The sequence below is a fragment of the Pseudomonadota bacterium genome, assembly GCA_027624955.1.
GTDB lineage: Bacteria > Pseudomonadota > Alphaproteobacteria > UBA828 > UBA828 > PTKB01.
Window position 1 is genome coordinate 1 of record JAQBTG010000044.1, and the last position, 15,629, is coordinate 15,629.

General features: G+C 57.0%; 16 protein-coding genes. 5 read left to right on the forward strand and 11 right to left on the reverse strand.

All coding sequences use genetic code 11. From position 1 onward, the window contains the following. The 3 genes from O3A94_14655 to O3A94_14665 all read right to left on the reverse strand — a co-directional run. Nucleotides 1–582, reverse strand: a 582-nt coding sequence (locus O3A94_14655; GenBank protein MDA1357492.1) for a B12-binding domain-containing protein, incomplete at its 3' end; no start/stop codon positions are given. 140 nt (nt 583–722) lie between these two features. Continuing rightward, entirely contained in the window at nt 723–1,721 is a 999-nt protein-coding gene (locus O3A94_14660; GenBank protein ID MDA1357493.1) for a GlxA family transcriptional regulator, read from the reverse strand. Nucleotides 1,722–1,767: 46 nt separating this feature from the next. Beyond that, nucleotides 1,768–2,505: a hypothetical protein gene (locus tag O3A94_14665; GenBank protein MDA1357494.1), complete on the reverse strand. Its 738-nt coding sequence runs from the start codon at nt 2,503–2,505 to the stop codon at nt 1,768–1,770. Between the two features lie 205 nt (nt 2,506–2,710). On the opposite strand from O3A94_14665, the gene metC reads away from it, so the two are divergent. Then, nucleotides 2,711–3,940, forward strand: coding sequence for a cystathionine beta-lyase (gene metC, locus O3A94_14670; GenBank protein MDA1357495.1), 1,230 nt, complete (start codon nt 2,711–2,713; stop codon nt 3,938–3,940). On the opposite strand, the gene O3A94_14675 is transcribed toward metC, so the two are convergent. Both O3A94_14675 and O3A94_14680 read right to left on the reverse strand, forming a co-directional pair. After that, nucleotides 3,937–5,862, reverse strand: a complete 1,926-nt coding sequence (locus O3A94_14675; GenBank protein MDA1357496.1) for an ATP-binding protein — start codon at nt 5,860–5,862, stop codon at nt 3,937–3,939. The two genes, metC and O3A94_14675, sit on opposite strands and share 4 nt — an antisense overlap. 25 nt (nt 5,863–5,887) lie before the next feature. Beyond that, nucleotides 5,888–6,373 (reverse strand): pyridoxamine 5'-phosphate oxidase family protein, encoded by a 486-nt coding sequence (locus tag O3A94_14680; GenBank protein ID MDA1357497.1) that lies wholly within the window; start codon nt 6,371–6,373, stop codon nt 5,888–5,890. Nucleotides 6,374–6,573: 200 nt separating this feature from the next. Here O3A94_14680 and O3A94_14685 point away from each other — a divergent pair, with 200 nt between their 5' ends. The 4 genes from O3A94_14685 to cofD are packed head-to-tail and all read left to right on the forward strand — an operon-like array spanning nt 6,574 to nt 9,697. Continuing rightward, entirely contained in the window at nt 6,574–7,440 is an 867-nt protein-coding gene (locus O3A94_14685; GenBank protein ID MDA1357498.1) for an LLM class F420-dependent oxidoreductase, read from the forward strand. 40 nt (nt 7,441–7,480) lie between these two features. Continuing rightward, nucleotides 7,481–7,909, forward strand: coding sequence for a TIGR03668 family PPOX class F420-dependent oxidoreductase (locus O3A94_14690; protein MDA1357499.1), 429 nt, complete (start codon nt 7,481–7,483; stop codon nt 7,907–7,909). A 43-nt stretch (nt 7,910–7,952) separates the two neighbouring features. Next, nucleotides 7,953–8,720: a coenzyme F420-0:L-glutamate ligase gene (cofE, locus tag O3A94_14695; GenBank protein MDA1357500.1), complete on the forward strand. Its 768-nt coding sequence runs from the start codon at nt 7,953–7,955 to the stop codon at nt 8,718–8,720. Then, on the forward strand, nt 8,717–9,697 hold the full coding sequence (gene cofD, locus O3A94_14700; GenBank protein MDA1357501.1) for a 2-phospho-L-lactate transferase: 981 nt from the start codon (nt 8,717–8,719) through the stop codon (nt 9,695–9,697). Before cofE ends, cofD begins: the two co-directional genes overlap by 4 nt. On the opposite strand, the gene O3A94_14705 is transcribed toward cofD, so the two are convergent. The 6 genes from O3A94_14705 to O3A94_14730 all read right to left on the reverse strand — a co-directional run bounded on the left by O3A94_14705 (nt 9,690) and on the right by O3A94_14730 (nt 15,417). Beyond that, a complete protein-coding gene (locus tag O3A94_14705) occupies nt 9,690–10,712 on the reverse strand; it encodes a TIGR03842 family LLM class F420-dependent oxidoreductase (GenBank protein ID MDA1357502.1) in 1,023 nt (340 codons plus the stop codon). The genes cofD and O3A94_14705 overlap by 8 nt on opposite strands. Nucleotides 10,713–10,771: 59 nt before the next feature. Next, nucleotides 10,772–11,791, reverse strand: coding sequence for a TIGR03842 family LLM class F420-dependent oxidoreductase (locus tag O3A94_14710; protein ID MDA1357503.1), 1,020 nt, complete (start codon nt 11,789–11,791; stop codon nt 10,772–10,774). A 26-nt stretch (nt 11,792–11,817) separates the two neighbouring features. Beyond that, nucleotides 11,818–12,837 carry a TIGR03842 family LLM class F420-dependent oxidoreductase gene (locus O3A94_14715; GenBank protein MDA1357504.1) on the reverse strand — a complete coding sequence of 340 codons (1,020 nt, stop codon included), beginning with the start codon at nt 12,835–12,837 and terminating at the stop codon, nt 11,818–11,820. Between the two features lie 12 nt (nt 12,838–12,849). Then, entirely contained in the window at nt 12,850–13,512 is a 663-nt protein-coding gene (npdG, locus tag O3A94_14720; GenBank protein ID MDA1357505.1) for an NADPH-dependent F420 reductase, read from the reverse strand. Between the two features lie 271 nt (nt 13,513–13,783). Beyond that, nucleotides 13,784–15,064: a sigma-70 family RNA polymerase sigma factor gene (locus tag O3A94_14725; GenBank protein MDA1357506.1), complete on the reverse strand. Its 1,281-nt coding sequence runs from the start codon at nt 15,062–15,064 to the stop codon at nt 13,784–13,786. 5 nt (nt 15,065–15,069) lie between these two features. Beyond that, nucleotides 15,070–15,417 carry a YciI family protein gene (locus O3A94_14730; protein ID MDA1357507.1) on the reverse strand — a complete coding sequence of 116 codons (348 nt, stop codon included), beginning with the start codon at nt 15,415–15,417 and terminating at the stop codon, nt 15,070–15,072. Nucleotides 15,418–15,629 lie beyond the last annotated feature (212 nt).

Consider the following 15,629-nt stretch of genomic DNA (forward strand, 5'->3'; position numbering starts at 1 on the left):
CGGCGCGCCGCCGACAAACACGAAATAATCATCGCGCAGGCCCTTTTCTTGCAGCGTGTCGATGACGGTCTTCATGTAAGGCATGGTGGTCGTCAACAATGCCGACATACCGAGAATGTCTGGCTTATGCTCTTCAAGAGCAGCGAGGTAATTCTCCACGGGATTGTTGATCCCGAGATCGATCACCTCGAACCCCGCACCTTCCATCATCATCGACACCAAATTCTTACCGATATCGTGAATGTCGCCCTTAACCGTGCCGATCACCATCTTGCCGACAGACGGTGCGCCTGTCTCAGCCAGTAAAGGCCGCAGAATCGTCATGCCGCCTTTCATGGCCCCGGCGGACAAAAGAACTTCGGGCACAAATAGAATACCGTCGCGAAAATCAATGCCGACAATGCGCATGCCTTCCACCAAAGCCTCAGTCAGTACTCGATAGGGCTCCCAGCCGCGCGACAATAAAATGTTCACGCCATCCTCGATTTCCTCTTTGAGGCCGTCATAAAGGTCATCATGCATCTGCGCGACAAGTTCGTCGTCACCAAGCGCATTCAAATCAATGTCATCGGAATCGGTCATCGCCGGTCAAGCCTAAAGCTAACGGAAACGGATATTGCGCGGCTTAGTATCGCATCGAAGAAGTTCAGGAATATGCCTAATGCGACCATTTTGGGCGATGGAGCGACACTGCGCCCGGGGGCCCTCCCGCTATGCTGCCATTAGCCGTGGCCCGGCAAGAACAATTCGGCTTGGTTGGTGCGTTCTTCACTGGGCGTATGGCCGAAACATTTGCGGTAACATCTGGTAAAATGTGACGTCGAAGTGAAGCCGCTCGCCACCGCGATATCCAAGATAGAACGGCCGGTGCGGCGCAACAAATTGCGACCCTTGTCGAGACGTATCCGCAGGTAATATTGCCCCGGCGCTTGATCAAAATGACGGCGGAACAATCTTTCCAGTTGCCGAGTGGAAAGGTGAACCGTCTCTGCCAACTGCCGGCAACTTAACGGATCCTCGAGGTGATTTTCCATCACCTGAACTGCCTCGATAACCTTGGCGTTGGCGGTGCCGAGGCGATAGCGCAAATCCTGACGTTGCGCGTTTTCACCACCTCTGATTTCTTGATGCAGCGATACCTCCGCCACGCGCCGCGCGAGTCCGATGCCGCCCTGATCGGCGATGAAGCGTAGCATCATATCCAGCGCTGCGGTTCCGCCAGCGCAGGTCCAGCGGTTGCGGTCGATTTCGTATATGTCGGATGTGACCTCAACATCGGGAAACTCTTCCTGAAAGGAAGGTATATTCTCCCAATGTATGGTGCAGCGGAAACCATCCAATAGGCCGTACCGCGCTAGAATATGCGCACCGGTACAGGCAGCGCCGACCATACGGCCATGCGCGACCAGATACCTTAGGCGCTTTCCGAGCACCCGCCCTGGCTCTATGTGCTCCACGTCCAGGCCGGAGCACACCAGCGTCAACGCCGCGTCGCCAAGATCGCGCACCGCCCCGTCGACCTGGGTTACCACTTGATTGCTCGCCGCTACCGGCGCGCCGTCCAGCGAGTAACATAGCCACTCAAAAAGGGTTTCATCCGATTCACGATTGGCGAGGCGTATCGGTTCGATCAATGACGAAAAGGCGATCATCGAATATTTGGGCAACAGCACGAACGCCAATTTTAATGGCTCGTAAGGCGAATGCGCCTGCTCGGTCATGCCCAAATCCGTCGCTAAGTTTCAGCGCCAGATTAAGCGAGCAGCGTCAATTGGGCAATTGCGCCACATAGCCGTCAAAAACCGAGAGAATTTTGATGACATCAACGTCTCGCGCATCCCAAAGGGACATCAGCTTGGGTCTGTGCTTGCGCATAAAGCGTTTGAAATCATCGCAATGATGCTCCTCAAGCTCACGCCGAAATTGCACCATATAGTCGGTAAATTTATCGACTCCGAGGTCCTGAAAGGCCTGAAACTCGTAGAGTGAGGCCTCGCACTCGATATTCAAGCCGTTGCCGTTGTTAAGCCGTCCGTGCATATGCTGCACGCCGTGGCCGACCAATTCATGAACGATCCCTTCAGCAGCAATTTCGGGCGGCGAATGTTTGATGATGTAGCGCCCCAACATAGCGACAAACACTTTATCTCCGGGGGCGCCATGCGCCGGTTCAAAAAAATTGGGTAAAAAGGCCGCCAAGGTGATGTCGCTCCGCGACCATTTTGGAAACGCAGGATCGTAAATAATCACGACATCGCCGCGCGATTTCAGCACATCCAAGGTTTTCGCGTTGAACGGTGATTTTTCGTAAATCAGATCGAGAGCGCTGCGGATCGTATTTAAAGCCTGAGCAGAGCTGACCAACACAATATCCGATTTGGCGTTTGGATTGGCAGGTGCGATTCTCAGGTAAACGCCGCGATATGTTTCCTCGCTGCCACGATCTGCCGCCTGTGTAACCGTCGGGGCCAAGGGAATGGCCAACGCACAGGTCAAGAAAGCCAAGCCGATTCGCCGCGAAACACCGCCAAAAGGCCGTCGCGCCGCTCTCTCTAACCAACTCACAAGCTTGTCTTAAACCCCGAATTTTTAAAATTACTAGTCACATGCCAAAACCAGGCGGCCACCCTGCCCGCCCCACTCTGGCGGAGCCCTCGTGCCTCTGTTAAGAACCATTTACCGATGGAACCTGAGTGGAGAAATGGTAAGCATGGCGAAGGCAACAACAAAAAACTTAGAAGTGGAAACGCTACTTTCCGTTTTAGGGCGTGACGCAGCCGCCCATAGCGGCGTCGTGAACGTCCCAGTATATCACGCCTCGACCATCCTATATCCCACCGTCGCTGCTCTCAAGAAGGCCGGAAAACGCGAATACGGCCAAGTCTTTTATGGCCGCCATGGCACGCCGACCACGTTTGCGCTACAGGACACTGTCGCCAAGGTAGAGGGTGGCTGGCGTAGTTTTGCGTTCAGTTCGGGCAAAGCGGCGATCCTGGCCGCGCTTCTCGCCTTTCTAAAGGGCGGTGACCATGTGTTGATGGTGGATACGGCCTATGGCCCAAGCCGCGAGTTGGTCAAAGGGCTGTTGCTCCGCTTCGGCGTGACCCATACGTTGTATGACCCGCTTATCGGCGCCGGTATTGAAGAGCTGATGCAGCCGAATACGCGGGTTGTTTTTACCGAAGCACCCGGCTCTATCACCTTTGAAATGCAGGACATACCGGCTATTGCCAAGGTGGCCCATGCCGCCGGCGCGCGGGTGATCATGGACAACACATGGGCCTCACCGCTGTTGTGCAACCCGTTCGCGCTCGGCGTAGACGTTTCGGTACAGGCGGGGACGAAGTATATCGTCGGCCATTCGGATGCCATGCTCGGCATGGTGACGGTTACCGAGAAAAATTTTGAGCCAGTTAAAGCGGCGTTCGAGGATCTCGGCGCCTGCGCCGGACCCGACGACTGCTATCTGGCATTGCGCGGCATGCGGACACTTGCGGTGCGTCTCGCCCGTCAAGGCGAAACTGGGTTGCGTTTGGCTAAATGGTTGGCTGCCCGCCCTGAAGTCGCCCGGGTTCTGCATCCCGCCTTGCCGAGCGATCCGGGCTACAAGATATGGCGCCGCGATTTCAGCGGCGCGTCAGGCCTATTCGGTGTCGTGTTGAATCCGGTTTCCGAAAGAGCCGTAGCGGCCATGCTCGACGGCCTCGATCTTTTCGGCATGGGATATTCATGGGGAGGTTATGAAAGCCTGGTAATCCCGACCTATCCGCACAAAATCCGTGAGACACGCGATTGGGATCCGGAATATCCGTGTCTGCGCGTTCATGCTGGGTTGGAACATCTCGACGATTTGATCACCGATCTGGAGAAAGGCTTTGAGCGCCTCAATAAATCGAGGCCGCGAAAACCGAACGCGACAAAGTCAAAAATATCCAGCTAGCCGTCGGCCGCCGAGAGCAATACCCCAGCCCGTTCCTCCGGCACAATGCTCGCCGGGAAACGCGCGGTAACGACGGTCCCTTTGCCAAATTCGCTAGCGACGATCAGGCTGCCGCCGTGCAGTTCCACGAACATCTTGCACAGCGTAAGGCCAAGCCCGGTTCCCTCGTGACGCCGGGCCAGTGTGCCGTCTACCTGAAAAAATGGATCGGCGATCTTGTCGACATACTGGGCCTGGATGCCGATCCCCGTATCGCTAACCGATACATCCACACCACCTCTGCCGGTACGCACGACGCGGGTTTTGATGCGCCCGCCCTCGGGCGTGAATTTGATCGCATTGGACAATAGATTGAGCAAAAGCTGGACGATGCGCCGACGATCTCCGAGCATGACTGGGCTGTCGGCTCCAATTTCGGCGGACAAATGAAGGTTTTTCTGTTCGGCCCTGGGCATCACCAGGCGCAGGCTTGTTTCCACTACTTCATCCAGATCCACATTATCGCGATCCAAAATAATCGTGCCGGATTCGACCTTTGAGATGTCGAGGATGTCGTTGATAACTTCGAGCAAATGCACACCGCTGTGCTTGATGTCGGAAATATACTCGAGATATTTGGGCACCGTCACGGGGCCGAACATTTCGCCTTCGATTATGTCGGAGAAGCCGATGATGGCGTTCAGCGGTGTGCGCAACTCATGGCTCATATTGGCAAGGAATTCGGTTTTCATGCGATTAACCGAATCCGCCTCGTCCTTGGCTGCCAAAAGTTGCAACTCGCGTATCTTGCTTTCCGTGATATCAGCCTGGACGATCACGCCGCCGCCGTCCTGTGTGCGGCTATCCGTAACGCGGTACCAACTACCGCTTGGTGTCGAATATTCGAAACTGCCGGATGAACGGCGAAAATGATCCAGGCGGGACTGCACAAACGCCTCGCACGCCGGCCGATCAGAGCGAAATTTGTCGATCGTGCTGGCATAACGCCGGACCATATCTTCGAATTTGACGCCCGGCCGAATCATCTTTTCGTTTTCTGGAAAAGCCGTAGTGAACTGTGAGTTGCAGACGATGAGCGTATCATCGGAATCGAACAGAGCGAAGCCCGCCGCGATGCTTTCAATGGCGTTGAGCATTTGGCTTTTGGCGTTGACCGCGCGCGCCTCACTTAGTTTGCGCGCATCGCGGATTTCGGTTTCCGCCGTAATGTCATGGCCGAGTACAAAATAGCCGACGACCTGACCATCGTCTGTTGTATCCGGAGTGAGAGTGCTGCGCAGGACACGCTTGCCCAATGCGGTCACATAAAGCGAGCGCTCAAAGGTCACCGTCTCGCCAAGAAAGGCGCGGTTGATGAATGGCTGCGTTGCGGCTGTGTCGCCAGCGCCGAGAATTTCATCGACTTTGTGCCCGACCAACTCAGTCCGCGAGCGCCCAAAAAGTCGCTCGTATTCCTTGTTTACATAGGTATAGCGAAGGTCGCGGTCCACCCGCGCCACCAGAATCGGTAGGGAGTCGGTAATCAGCGCCAACTGGGCTTCGAGGCTTCTTGCAGTTTCCAGGCTATCGCTGACCGGACGGGCAAAATAAAACACCAATTCCGCTTCATCGAGGGCGACGATTGAATTGTCGAGATTAACCAGCAGCGGACGTTGCCGCGCATCGAGAAGAACGGCTTGGCGTTCATGAGCGTGCGATTCTCGCAATTCTGCAACAAATTCACGCCATCCGCCGGGGCCAAAAATCACATCGATGTCCGGCATGCGGCGGCTAAGCAAATCCTGCTCGGAACAGTTAAGCAGCGTCAGAGCCGCCTGATTGCCATAGACGATTTCGCCATCTTCCGGCCGCGCCCAGAACACAGCCATGCCGAGCGCGTCCATTCCGCGCCGCATCAGTGTGAATTCGTTCTTCTCCGCCATATTCTTCCGCTACTGCAATAGAGCGCTAATCCCAATTCGTGGTCTTGTATTTCTTTGCCCAATCGACGCCCTGCCATGTCGTCAACTTGTCGGGGCGCACAAAGATTAGCCAGCGCGGCTCCGGCAGTGTTGGCGCCAGGTAGCTCGGGCCGTTGACGCCGAGATAGCGCACCGACATACGGGTCGCGATTTCGACCCATTTCCCGCCGATATTGGGCTTCTCAAGAATTTCTGCCGTGCCTTTCGCCATCACTTTGCGGAGACCCTCGGCCTCATCGATGCACAGCGAAACACGCGGATCGTTCTGGATATATTTTGCCCATAGCGACCGTTCGCGCGGGATAATATAAAACCCTGAATCGCTATACTCGTACCAAATCGGAACGACATAGGGCCACCCATCTCCATCCAGACATCCGAGCCGGCAAACCGTATTCCCTGACAGGAACTCGCTCGCTTCCGCTTCGCTCATGCCGCCGACTTTGCCGCGCCACGCTTCGCTATCTGCCATTTCCAACCTCATTTCTAAAGATTTCGTTAGCCCGCTCCAAATTCGAAGCCAGCTCAGCGACCTAGCCTGCCTATCGACGACCGCCTTGTAAATACACAGCGGCGCAATTCAACAGATTCCTTGCGTGGCTGCCGGGCTTTATATGTGATAAGCCTCGCGCCCATCAACGCGAAATTTAAACTCAACTCCGGAGGATATGAATGCGTATTGGAGCCGTCTTACCGCAAACTGAAATCGGCGCCGATCCGGGCGCGGTCAAAGCGTATGCGCAGGCTGTGGAGGAAATGGGCTTCGATCACATCCTGACCTTCGATCATGTACTGGGCGGTAACGCCGCGACGCACGACCTCAAGGGCCCGTACAAGCACACCGATAGTTTTCACGAACTATTCGTCCTCTACGGATTTCTCGCCGGCATCACGCAAAAGATAGAGCTTGCGAGCGGCATCATCATCCTACCGCAAAGGCAAACCGCGTTGGTCGCCAAACAAGCCGCCGCCATCGATATCTTGAGCGAGGGCCGCCTGCGCCTCGGCGTCGGCATCGGCTGGAACCATGTCGAGTATGAAGCGCTCGGCATGAATTTTGCCGATCGTGGCAAGCGCTCGGAAGAACAAATCGAAGTTATGCGCGCCCTATGGTGCAGCGAACTCGTCACGTTTGAGGGCAAGTGGCACAAGATCACCGATGCCGGTCTGAACCCGCTGCCGCCGCAGCAGCCCATCCCGATCTGGCTAGGTGGTCATGCAGAAGCCGTCATGCGCCGCATTGCCCGGATCGGCGACGGCTGGTTCCCAATTTTCCAACTGGACGATGCCGGTAAGGCAGAGCTCGATAAGTTTCGCGGCTATATCGAAGAAGCTGGGCGTGACCCAGCTGATGTCGGTATTGAAAGTTTCAACGTTGTTGCCGGAACGACGCCCGATAAATGGGCGGCCGATGCCAAGGCATGGAAGGAGAACGGCGCCACCCATATATCCGCAAACACCATGAACGCCGGCTTTTCCTCGCTCGATCAGCATCTCGACGCGTTGCGGCGTTTCAAAGATGCGGCATCCGCCGCCTGAACATAGTACTCTCGTGGACGACGCCTCCATTGGCACTCGCATGTTGAAGCCAGAAGAAGCGGCCTTTCTGGATACGCATCGCGTCGCTCGCCTGGCCACCGCCGACAAGAATGGCACACCGCATCTTGTGCCGGTTTGTTTCGTCCGCATGGAGACGCGGGTCTACATCACGATCGACCAAAAGCCGAAACTGGGCGCCGACCTCAAACGCCTGCGCAATATCGCCGAAAACCCATCCGTGGCGCTCACGGTAGACCATTACGACGATGTGGATTGGTCCAAACTGGGGTGGCTGATGGTGCGCGGGCAAGCCGTTATCCTGACCGACGGAAGCGAACATGGCACGGCCCAGGAGCGTCTGTGCGGCAAATATCCACAACTGAGGAATATGCAGTTGGCAGCGCTGCCGGTGATCGCTATTCAAATGCGGAAAGTTACGAGCTGGGGAAATCTCACGCCACCGCAGTAACTCTGTGCCGCAACCCTAGTCAGTCCAACCGGAATTCACGTTGATGCCAAATCGCCTGTCGCTTATCGCCCTACCTGACATCCCACTCGTTGAACCGGGCGACGATCTCTGTGGCTTGATCGGCAGCAGCGTGGACCGGGCCGGCGAAGAATTGCGCGACGGCGACGTGCTCGTCATCGCACAGAAAATCGTCTCCAAGGCTGAGGGACGCTATGCCGTTCTGGACGAAGTAGAACCTTCCGCAGAGGCAATCAAACTCGGGCAAAAGACTGACAAGGATCCACGCCTCGTTGAACTGATCCTCTCTGAATCGAGCGAAATCTTGCGCCACCGTCCAGGCGTGCTGATCGTCGCTCACAGGCTTGGTTTCGTACTTGCCAACGCGGGTATTGATAGTTCCAACGTCGCGCCCAACAATGATGGCCAATGCGTTCTCCTGCTGCCGCTCGACCCGGACGGCACTTGCACCAAATTGCGCGCCGAGATCCTCGCCCGCTTTGGCAAGAGTGTGGCGATCGTCATTAATGACAGTGTCGGGCGTGCCTGGCGCGTCGGCACAGTGGGAATCGCGATCGGGACATCGGGCTTAGAATCGGTGCAGGATTTGCGTGGGCAGGAAGATCTCTACGGCCGGCCGCTCATGGTTTCCATTGTCGGGATGGGCGACGAACTGGCTGCCGCTGCGTCGATCCTTCAGGGCCAGGGAGATGAAGGCCTGCCTGTCGTCCTCGTGCGCGGCCTGGAACGTTCCAACGAGCAAGGCAACGCATCCACTCTCGTCCGCGATGAGGCGGAAGACCTCTTCAGGTGAACGCCGCGGTAGACCCTTCACGACCCATCACCTGCTTGGCGCTCTCCGGCGGCGTCGGCGGCGCCAAACTCGCACTCGGCCTATCCCACCACCTGCCAGCGGCGGAACTCGCTATCGCCGCCAATGTGGGGGACGATTTCGAGCATCTCGGCCTGACCATATGCCCGGATATCGATACCCTGACCTACACCCTGTCAGGCCTCGCCAATCCCAAAACCGGCTGGGGCCGCGCCGAAGATACGCCAACCTTCATGCACGCTTTGGCGGGCCTCGGCGGTGAGACCTGGTTTCACTTGGGCGATGGCGATCTCGCCATGCATGTAGCGCGCAGCCATCGTCTGCGCGCCGGAGACAGTCTGAGCAGCATCACCGCCGACATCTGCACGCGCCTTGGAATCGCGGCACGCATCTTACCGGCCAGCAACGACCCGGTGCGTACCCTGGTGAACACCGCAGCCGGCCCTCTCGCCCTGCAACATTATTTTGTCCGCGAAAAATGCACGCCGGTCGTTAGTGGATTTCGCTATGACGGCGCCGTCAGCGCGCGGGCCAACCCTGAAATCCTCGCGGCGCTGTCGGCGCCCACGCTCCGCGCGGTTATCATTTGCCCCTCCAACCCCTTCATCAGCATCGATCCGATCCTCGCTCTGCCGGAGCTAAAACAAGCGCTAAGAGACTGCACGGCGCCGATCGTTGCGGTGTCGCCAATCATCGGCGGCGCAGCGCTGAAAGGGCCAACAGCCAAAATGATGCAGGAATTAGGCGTCGCGGTTAGTGCCGAGTCCGTCGCTCGCCATTACGGCGAGCTGATCGACGGCTTCGTCCTTGACCCGGCCGACGCGACACTCGAAAAGAGCGTGCGCGACCTGGGTCTCAGCACCCTGATCACACCTTCGGTCATGGCAACACTGGACGACAAGAACAATCTCGCGAAGGAAGTTTTCGCCTTCGCGATCGCGCTCACCAAATCTAGCTGAAGTGCGGAATCACATGCTCGCCATAGTCGGCAACGATCTGCTCTTCCGACCCGTTGGTCAGATAGATTGTAAACTGCGTAACGCCGGCGGCCTCAAGCTGTTTGATTTTTTCAACATGCTTTTCAACCGGCCCGATGATACTGAATGATTCGGCGATCTCGGGTGTAATATAATAGGTATTGTCTGAATCCTTATCGGCATGCTGGCGGTAATTATAAGCGTCACCGCCGGCCCCGCCGGCGCGCCTGCGGTCGATATAATCGGTCAAACTCTGCGGCACCAAATCAGATTCGCTACCGTATTTTTCGACAATATCGGCGACATGATTGCCGACCAGCGCCGGAAACCATTTAGTCTGTTGGACACCCATGTCACGGTCGCCGATCCATACCGGCGCGCATGATAAGATGCGGTAATCTTTCATATCGCGCCCTGCCGCCTTGCCGGCTGAAATCGCCTGCTCGGAAAACCAGCTGCACAGACCCGGGTCCGCCAGTTGGACAACCAGTCCGTCGCCGACCTCGCCCGCCATTTTCAAAGCTTTTGGCCCATACGCTGCGACCCATACCGGAAGCTCATGGCCTTCGACCCAATCCATGAATACCGGCGCAGGACATTCGTCATACTGATAAGAGTTGCCGGATACCATTGCCCGGACGGCTTCGCAGAATTCCGCGGTATAGGCAATTGTCCCTGGTTTCTTGCCCATGACCCGCATGGAACTATCGCCGCGCCCCACTGCGATATCGAACCGCCCGCCGCTAATATTTGACAGTGTGGCGAACAGGCTAGCGGCGACCGACCAATCGCGCACTTTTGGATTGGTCACCAACGGGCCAAAGCGCAAACGCTCGGTATGTTCCATACAAAGCGCGATCGTAGGATAGGGATCGGCCCACAATATGTGAGAATCGAAAAACCAACAATAATCGAATCCCGCGGCTTCTATCTGCCGCGCGATGGCGATCGTCCGTTTCGACTCCATTTCACCTTTGAATGCGATGCCGAATTCCATGAACCCTATCCTTTTCTATTGAGCTGCGTTCTTAATCTCATGGGCATTCACGTGGGCTGTCACCTAAAGTGCGGAATAACTTTATCGACATATTCCGCCACCAGACGCTCTTCGTCCCCTTGAGTCAGGTAGATGGTGAACTGTGTCACCCCGGCAGCTTCGAGTTTTTTTAGTTTTTCCACATGGGCTTCCGGCGGCCCGACGATGCAAAAGGATTCGGTGACCGCATTGTTCACATAATAGAGATTGTCGGAATCCTTCACCGCATGTTTGCGGTAATCATAGCCTTCATCCGCACCCGTGCCCTGGCGTGTCTCGATGAATTTGGTCAGGCTGTCGGGCACCAGGTCGGTATCCTTGCCGTATTTCTCGACGATATCGGCGACGTGATTGCCGACAACGGCGGGGAACCAGCTCGTCTGCTGCACTCCTTTCTCGACGTCACCGATCCACACAGGCGCACAGGCAAGTACGCGGAATTTCGACATGTCGCGCCCGGCGGCTTCGCCGCCTGCTTTGGCCTGCTCGGTGAACCATTGGCAAAGGCCCGGATCGGCAAGCTGAATGATCAAGCCGTCACCATGTTCGCCCGCCACTTTGAGCGCCTTCGGGCCATAGGCCGCGATCCACACCGGCAAATTATAACCCTCGGTCCAATCCATAAATACTGGATTTGGGCTGCCGTCATAGGTGTAGGTCTCGCCGCGCGTCATGGTACGGATGGCCTCGACACTTTCGATCAGAGTAGCGAGCGTTGCCGGCTTTTTACCCATTACCCGCATCGAGCTATCGCCGCGCCCGATCGCCATATCCATGCGCCCGTCGCTCATTCGATTCAGCGTGGCAAATACGCTCGCCGCCACCGACCAATCGCGTACTTTCGGATTGGTCACCAACGGGCCATATCGCACACGATCCGTATGCTGCATGCTGGCGGCGATCTGAGTGTAGGCATCGGACCAGATAATGTGGGAATCGAAGAACCAGATATAATCGAACCCGCCAGCCTCGACCTGGCGTGAAATGGCAAGCATGCGTTTGTGTTCTAAGTCGCCTTTGAAAGCGATTCCGAATTCCATCAATTTACTCCTGCAGACAGCTGTGATTAGCGAAAATGCGGGATAATATGTTCGCCATATTCCGCGATTTGGCGTTCTTCCTCACCGCTGCATAAATATATATTGAACTGCGTCACGCCCGCGGCTTCGAGGCGGCGCAATTTCTCCACATGGGCTTCCGCCGGGCCGACTAGGCAAAAGGCCTCGGTGGTATCGTCGGTGACATAGTAGCTGTTCTCATCGTCCATCTGGGTATGCTGTTTATAATCATATCCTTCGTCGGCCCCTGATCCCTCTCTTTTCTGGACATAGGCAGTCAATGCTTCCGGCACCTCCTTGGTGTCCGAGCCGTACCATTTCAGGATATCGGCGATATGATTGCCGACCAGCGCAGGGAACCATTTGGTCTGCGCCATGCCTTTCTTTTTGTCGCCGACCCAAACTGGCGCACACGCCATAACGCGATACTTGCTCATATCGCGCCCAGCATCTGTGCCAGCGGCTTTGGCCGCATCGCCCATCCATTGACACAAAGACGGTTCGGCTAATTGCACGATCAGTCCGTCGCCGATGCGCCCGGCTGAGGCGAGCGCCTTGGGGCCATAACCGGCCACCCAGACCGGCATTTCATAGCCGCCCGTCCAATCGAACGAAACGGGCTCCGGCCGGTCGTCATAGGTGACGCTATCGCCGCGCACCAGCCCTTTCATGGTATCGCAAAATTGTTCCATCCGAGCCACCGTCGCCGGGCGTTTGCCGACCACTCGCACCGAGCTATCACCGCGTCCGACGCCAAGGTCGAAGCGGCCATCACTTTGCACCGCAAGCGCGCCGAACAGACTGGCCGCAACTGACCATTCACGCACCTGCGGGTTGGTCACGCACGGCCCAAAGCGCAGTTTGGAGGTGTGGTCCATCGCCACGGCCATTTGCGGATAAAGATCGCGCCACAAAATATGAGTGTCGAAGAACCATGAATAATCAAAACCGGCGGCTTCTCCCTGGCGGCAAATGGCAACGACACGTTTCTTGTCTAGATCGCCTCGAAAGGTGAACGCGAATTCCATTCTATCGTCTCCTTATTCCGCCCAAATCTTAACACCGCCATGTCTGAACGGCGTCGATTTCGACATGTTTAATCTAATCAAAATGGGCGTCAGCGCTTCGATGCAGCGCGCGCTTTCTGCCAGTCCACAATTATAGCATGTCACGCCGAGCCGCTCGATCAGAGCCATCACCTTATTCTTAGCTTCGAGATCGTTGCCGCAAACCAGAATATCGCAGTTTATTTCCTGCTTCAGATCGGCGAGCACATGGGCCGATACGTTATGCAGCGCCCCAACCACGGGAATATCCTTCCCCAGCATAGCCTGCGCTGCTTCAGTGGCCGAGCCCGCCGGCGGCATCGCTGCCTTCTTCGGATTCCCTTCCGCCAATGGCACAACGATATCAACGAGTATCTTGCCCGCGAGCCCGCTCTGGATGCCTTCCAGGGTCGCGTCATGCCCGCCATAAGGCACCGCCAGAATAACAATTTCGTCCGCCGCCTGAACGGCCGAGAAATTGTCCATGCCGGTAATCGAGCCCGGTGCGCCTTCCAGCGGGGCCATAAGTTCCGCCGCAATAGATTGAGCACGCGCTCCATCCCGTGAGCCGACAATCACATCCACGCCGGCCAACGCAAAGCGCTGCGCCAATCCACTCCCCTGCGGACCTGTGCCGCCGATAACCGTAATTTTCATGTGCTCCCCCGTGTTGGCGTATTCTTATTGCGTCGCCGCCTAGCCTATCCCTGCATTTCAAATTGCCAATAGCGGTCGGTGCGCCCATGTCCAAACTGGACTATTCAACTAGTGCCAATCAATCTCTTTTCGCAATATCACCCGATTAATTCTGCCGTTGACCAATAACGGAGGCCCATCGATTCGGGCTCAGTAGTCAATGGGGGTGCTAGGTTTCATGAGTGGGATGGGCTCACCAGAAGTGGGCGATCGAAGCGCCGAAAATCAAATTTCAGCTTTCATCCATGGCCGCAAGCGCAGCAATGCGTTGCTCCAGATGCCGTCGAACCGGCGCGGATTTTGTGTTCCGGAGCGCATCTTCGAAACAGCGGCCGGCCTCTCCCGGCTCGTCTAGGCGCCGATAGAACTCGCCGCGCGTCGCCGGTAGCAGGTAGTAGCGCGCGAGCGCCGGATGGTTGACGATGCCGTCGAGGACGGCGAGCCCGGCCGCGGGACCCTCGATCATGGCCACCGCAACGCTGCGGTTGAGGGTAAAGATCGGCGAATCGGCCAGTTGGACCAGCTGATCGTAGAATCTGAGGATGGCGCGCCAATCGGTCTCTTCAAATGACGGCGCCACGGCATGGCAGGCGGCGACGCCTGCTTCAAGATGAAAACTAGTTAGGATGTCGCCGGCCGCCGCGCATTCCATGTGCCGAGCGCCACGCTCAATCAGTGCACCGTCCCAGCTGCTGCGGTCCTGCTCCGATAACAGGAGAAGATCGCCGGAGGGTCCTTGACGAGCCGGGAAGCGCGCCGCTTGAAAGCAAAATAACGCCGCAAGAGCGTGGGTCTCAGGCCTTCCGGTTTCGGGATGCGCCACGATTATCTCAACCAGGCGCAGGGCCTCGGCACAGACGTCACGCCGCACAACGAGGTCGCCGTCTCCTGCATTGTAGCCCTCGTTGAACATCAAATAGAGCACGTCGAGGACCGAACTGAGCCGCTCCGCAAGCATCTCGGGCTCGGCGATCGCAAAGGGGATCCGTTGTTCGCGGATGCGCCGCTTTGCGCGGACAAGGCGCTGCGCGATGGTTTGCTCTTCAGCCAAAAATGCGTGGGCGATTTCGCGGACACCGAACCCGCCGATCGTCTTCAGCGTTAGCGCGACACGGGCGTCGGTCGGAATATCGGGGTGGCAGCAGGTGAACATCATGCGCAATTGATCATCGGCGATTTCGCGCGACAAAACCGGTTCGATCATGTGCGCGAGTTTCACTTCCATCAGCGCCACCACCTGATCCGACGCGTCGGCATGGCGCGTTCTGCGCCGCACCCGGTCGAGGGCGGCGTTGCGGGCAACGGCAAACAGCCAGCCGCCTGGATTTTCCGGGATGCCGCGGAACGGCCAGTGCTTTAACGCCTTTTCCAGCGCCTCCTGAACAGCATCCTCAACGAGTTCGAGGTCAGCGGCCCCGAAGACGCGCGTCAGCGACGAAACGATCCGTCCGGCGCTGTGCCGGAACAGATGATCGACAAGGCCACAGACGTCGCGCGCTTCGGTCTCCGCCATAGGCGCTACATGCTTTCGATTTGCCGTAGTTCGATCGCCCCGCCGAACGCAAGATGCGGGCAGGATTTCGAGAGTTCGGCAGCCTCGGCGTAATCTGCAGCCTCCAAAATGAAGTATCCGCCGATAACCTCCTTGGTCTCGGCAAACGGGCCGTCGACGACCGATACATTGTCCGCTCCGCGCAGCACTTTGCCGGCGTTATTGGCCAGCTTGTTGCCGCCGGCGAGCTTGCCCGCTGCGCCCATCTTCTCGCTCCATTGCTGATATTTTTGCACCACCGCCTGAATCTCCTCTGGGGTATACGCACCCTCAGTCGGGGGCTCGGTGTGTAACAGCATCATGAATTGCGCCACTGTCTATCTCCTTTGGTTTCGAGTTGCTCTACATTAAATAGACGTTCAATGGCGGCCAATATCGACATCCGTTTTGCCGACGCTGATATAATAGGCCAGATATGGCGAACATTCAGATTTCTGCACCCGCGCAACGTCGCGTGCGGCGAGCGGTTGCGAGTTTGCTAAATCGGGTCATGCTTGGGTGGCCTATGACAGCTTACCAGGAAGTG

Excerpts from the sequence above, each read along its gene's own strand:
- O3A94_14685 (MDA1357498.1), top strand. The coding sequence starts at position 6,574 with ATGCGTATTGGAGCCGTCTTACCGCAAACTGAAATCGGCGCCGATCCG.
- npdG (MDA1357505.1), bottom strand. The coding sequence starts at position 13,512 with ATGAAAATTACGGTTATCGGCGGCACAGGTCCGCAGGGGAGTGGATTG.
- O3A94_14715 (MDA1357504.1), bottom strand. The coding sequence starts at position 12,837 with ATGGAATTCGCGTTCACCTTTCGAGGCGATCTAGACAAGAAACGTGTC.
- O3A94_14705 (MDA1357502.1), bottom strand. The coding sequence starts at position 10,712 with ATGGAATTCGGCATCGCATTCAAAGGTGAAATGGAGTCGAAACGGACG.
- O3A94_14660 (MDA1357493.1), bottom strand. The coding sequence starts at position 1,721 with ATGACCGAGCAGGCGCATTCGCCTTACGAGCCATTAAAATTGGCGTTC.
- cofE (MDA1357500.1), top strand. The coding sequence starts at position 7,953 with ATGCCAAATCGCCTGTCGCTTATCGCCCTACCTGACATCCCACTCGTT.
- O3A94_14725 (MDA1357506.1), bottom strand. The coding sequence starts at position 15,064 with ATGGCGGAGACCGAAGCGCGCGACGTCTGTGGCCTTGTCGATCATCTG.
- O3A94_14675 (MDA1357496.1), bottom strand. The coding sequence starts at position 5,862 with ATGGCGGAGAAGAACGAATTCACACTGATGCGGCGCGGAATGGACGCG.
- O3A94_14680 (MDA1357497.1), bottom strand. The coding sequence starts at position 6,373 with ATGGCAGATAGCGAAGCGTGGCGCGGCAAAGTCGGCGGCATGAGCGAA.
- metC (MDA1357495.1), top strand. The coding sequence starts at position 2,711 with ATGGCGAAGGCAACAACAAAAAACTTAGAAGTGGAAACGCTACTTTCC.
- O3A94_14690 (MDA1357499.1), top strand. The coding sequence starts at position 7,481 with ATGTTGAAGCCAGAAGAAGCGGCCTTTCTGGATACGCATCGCGTCGCT.
- O3A94_14710 (MDA1357503.1), bottom strand. The coding sequence starts at position 11,791 with ATGGAATTCGGAATCGCTTTCAAAGGCGACTTAGAACACAAACGCATG.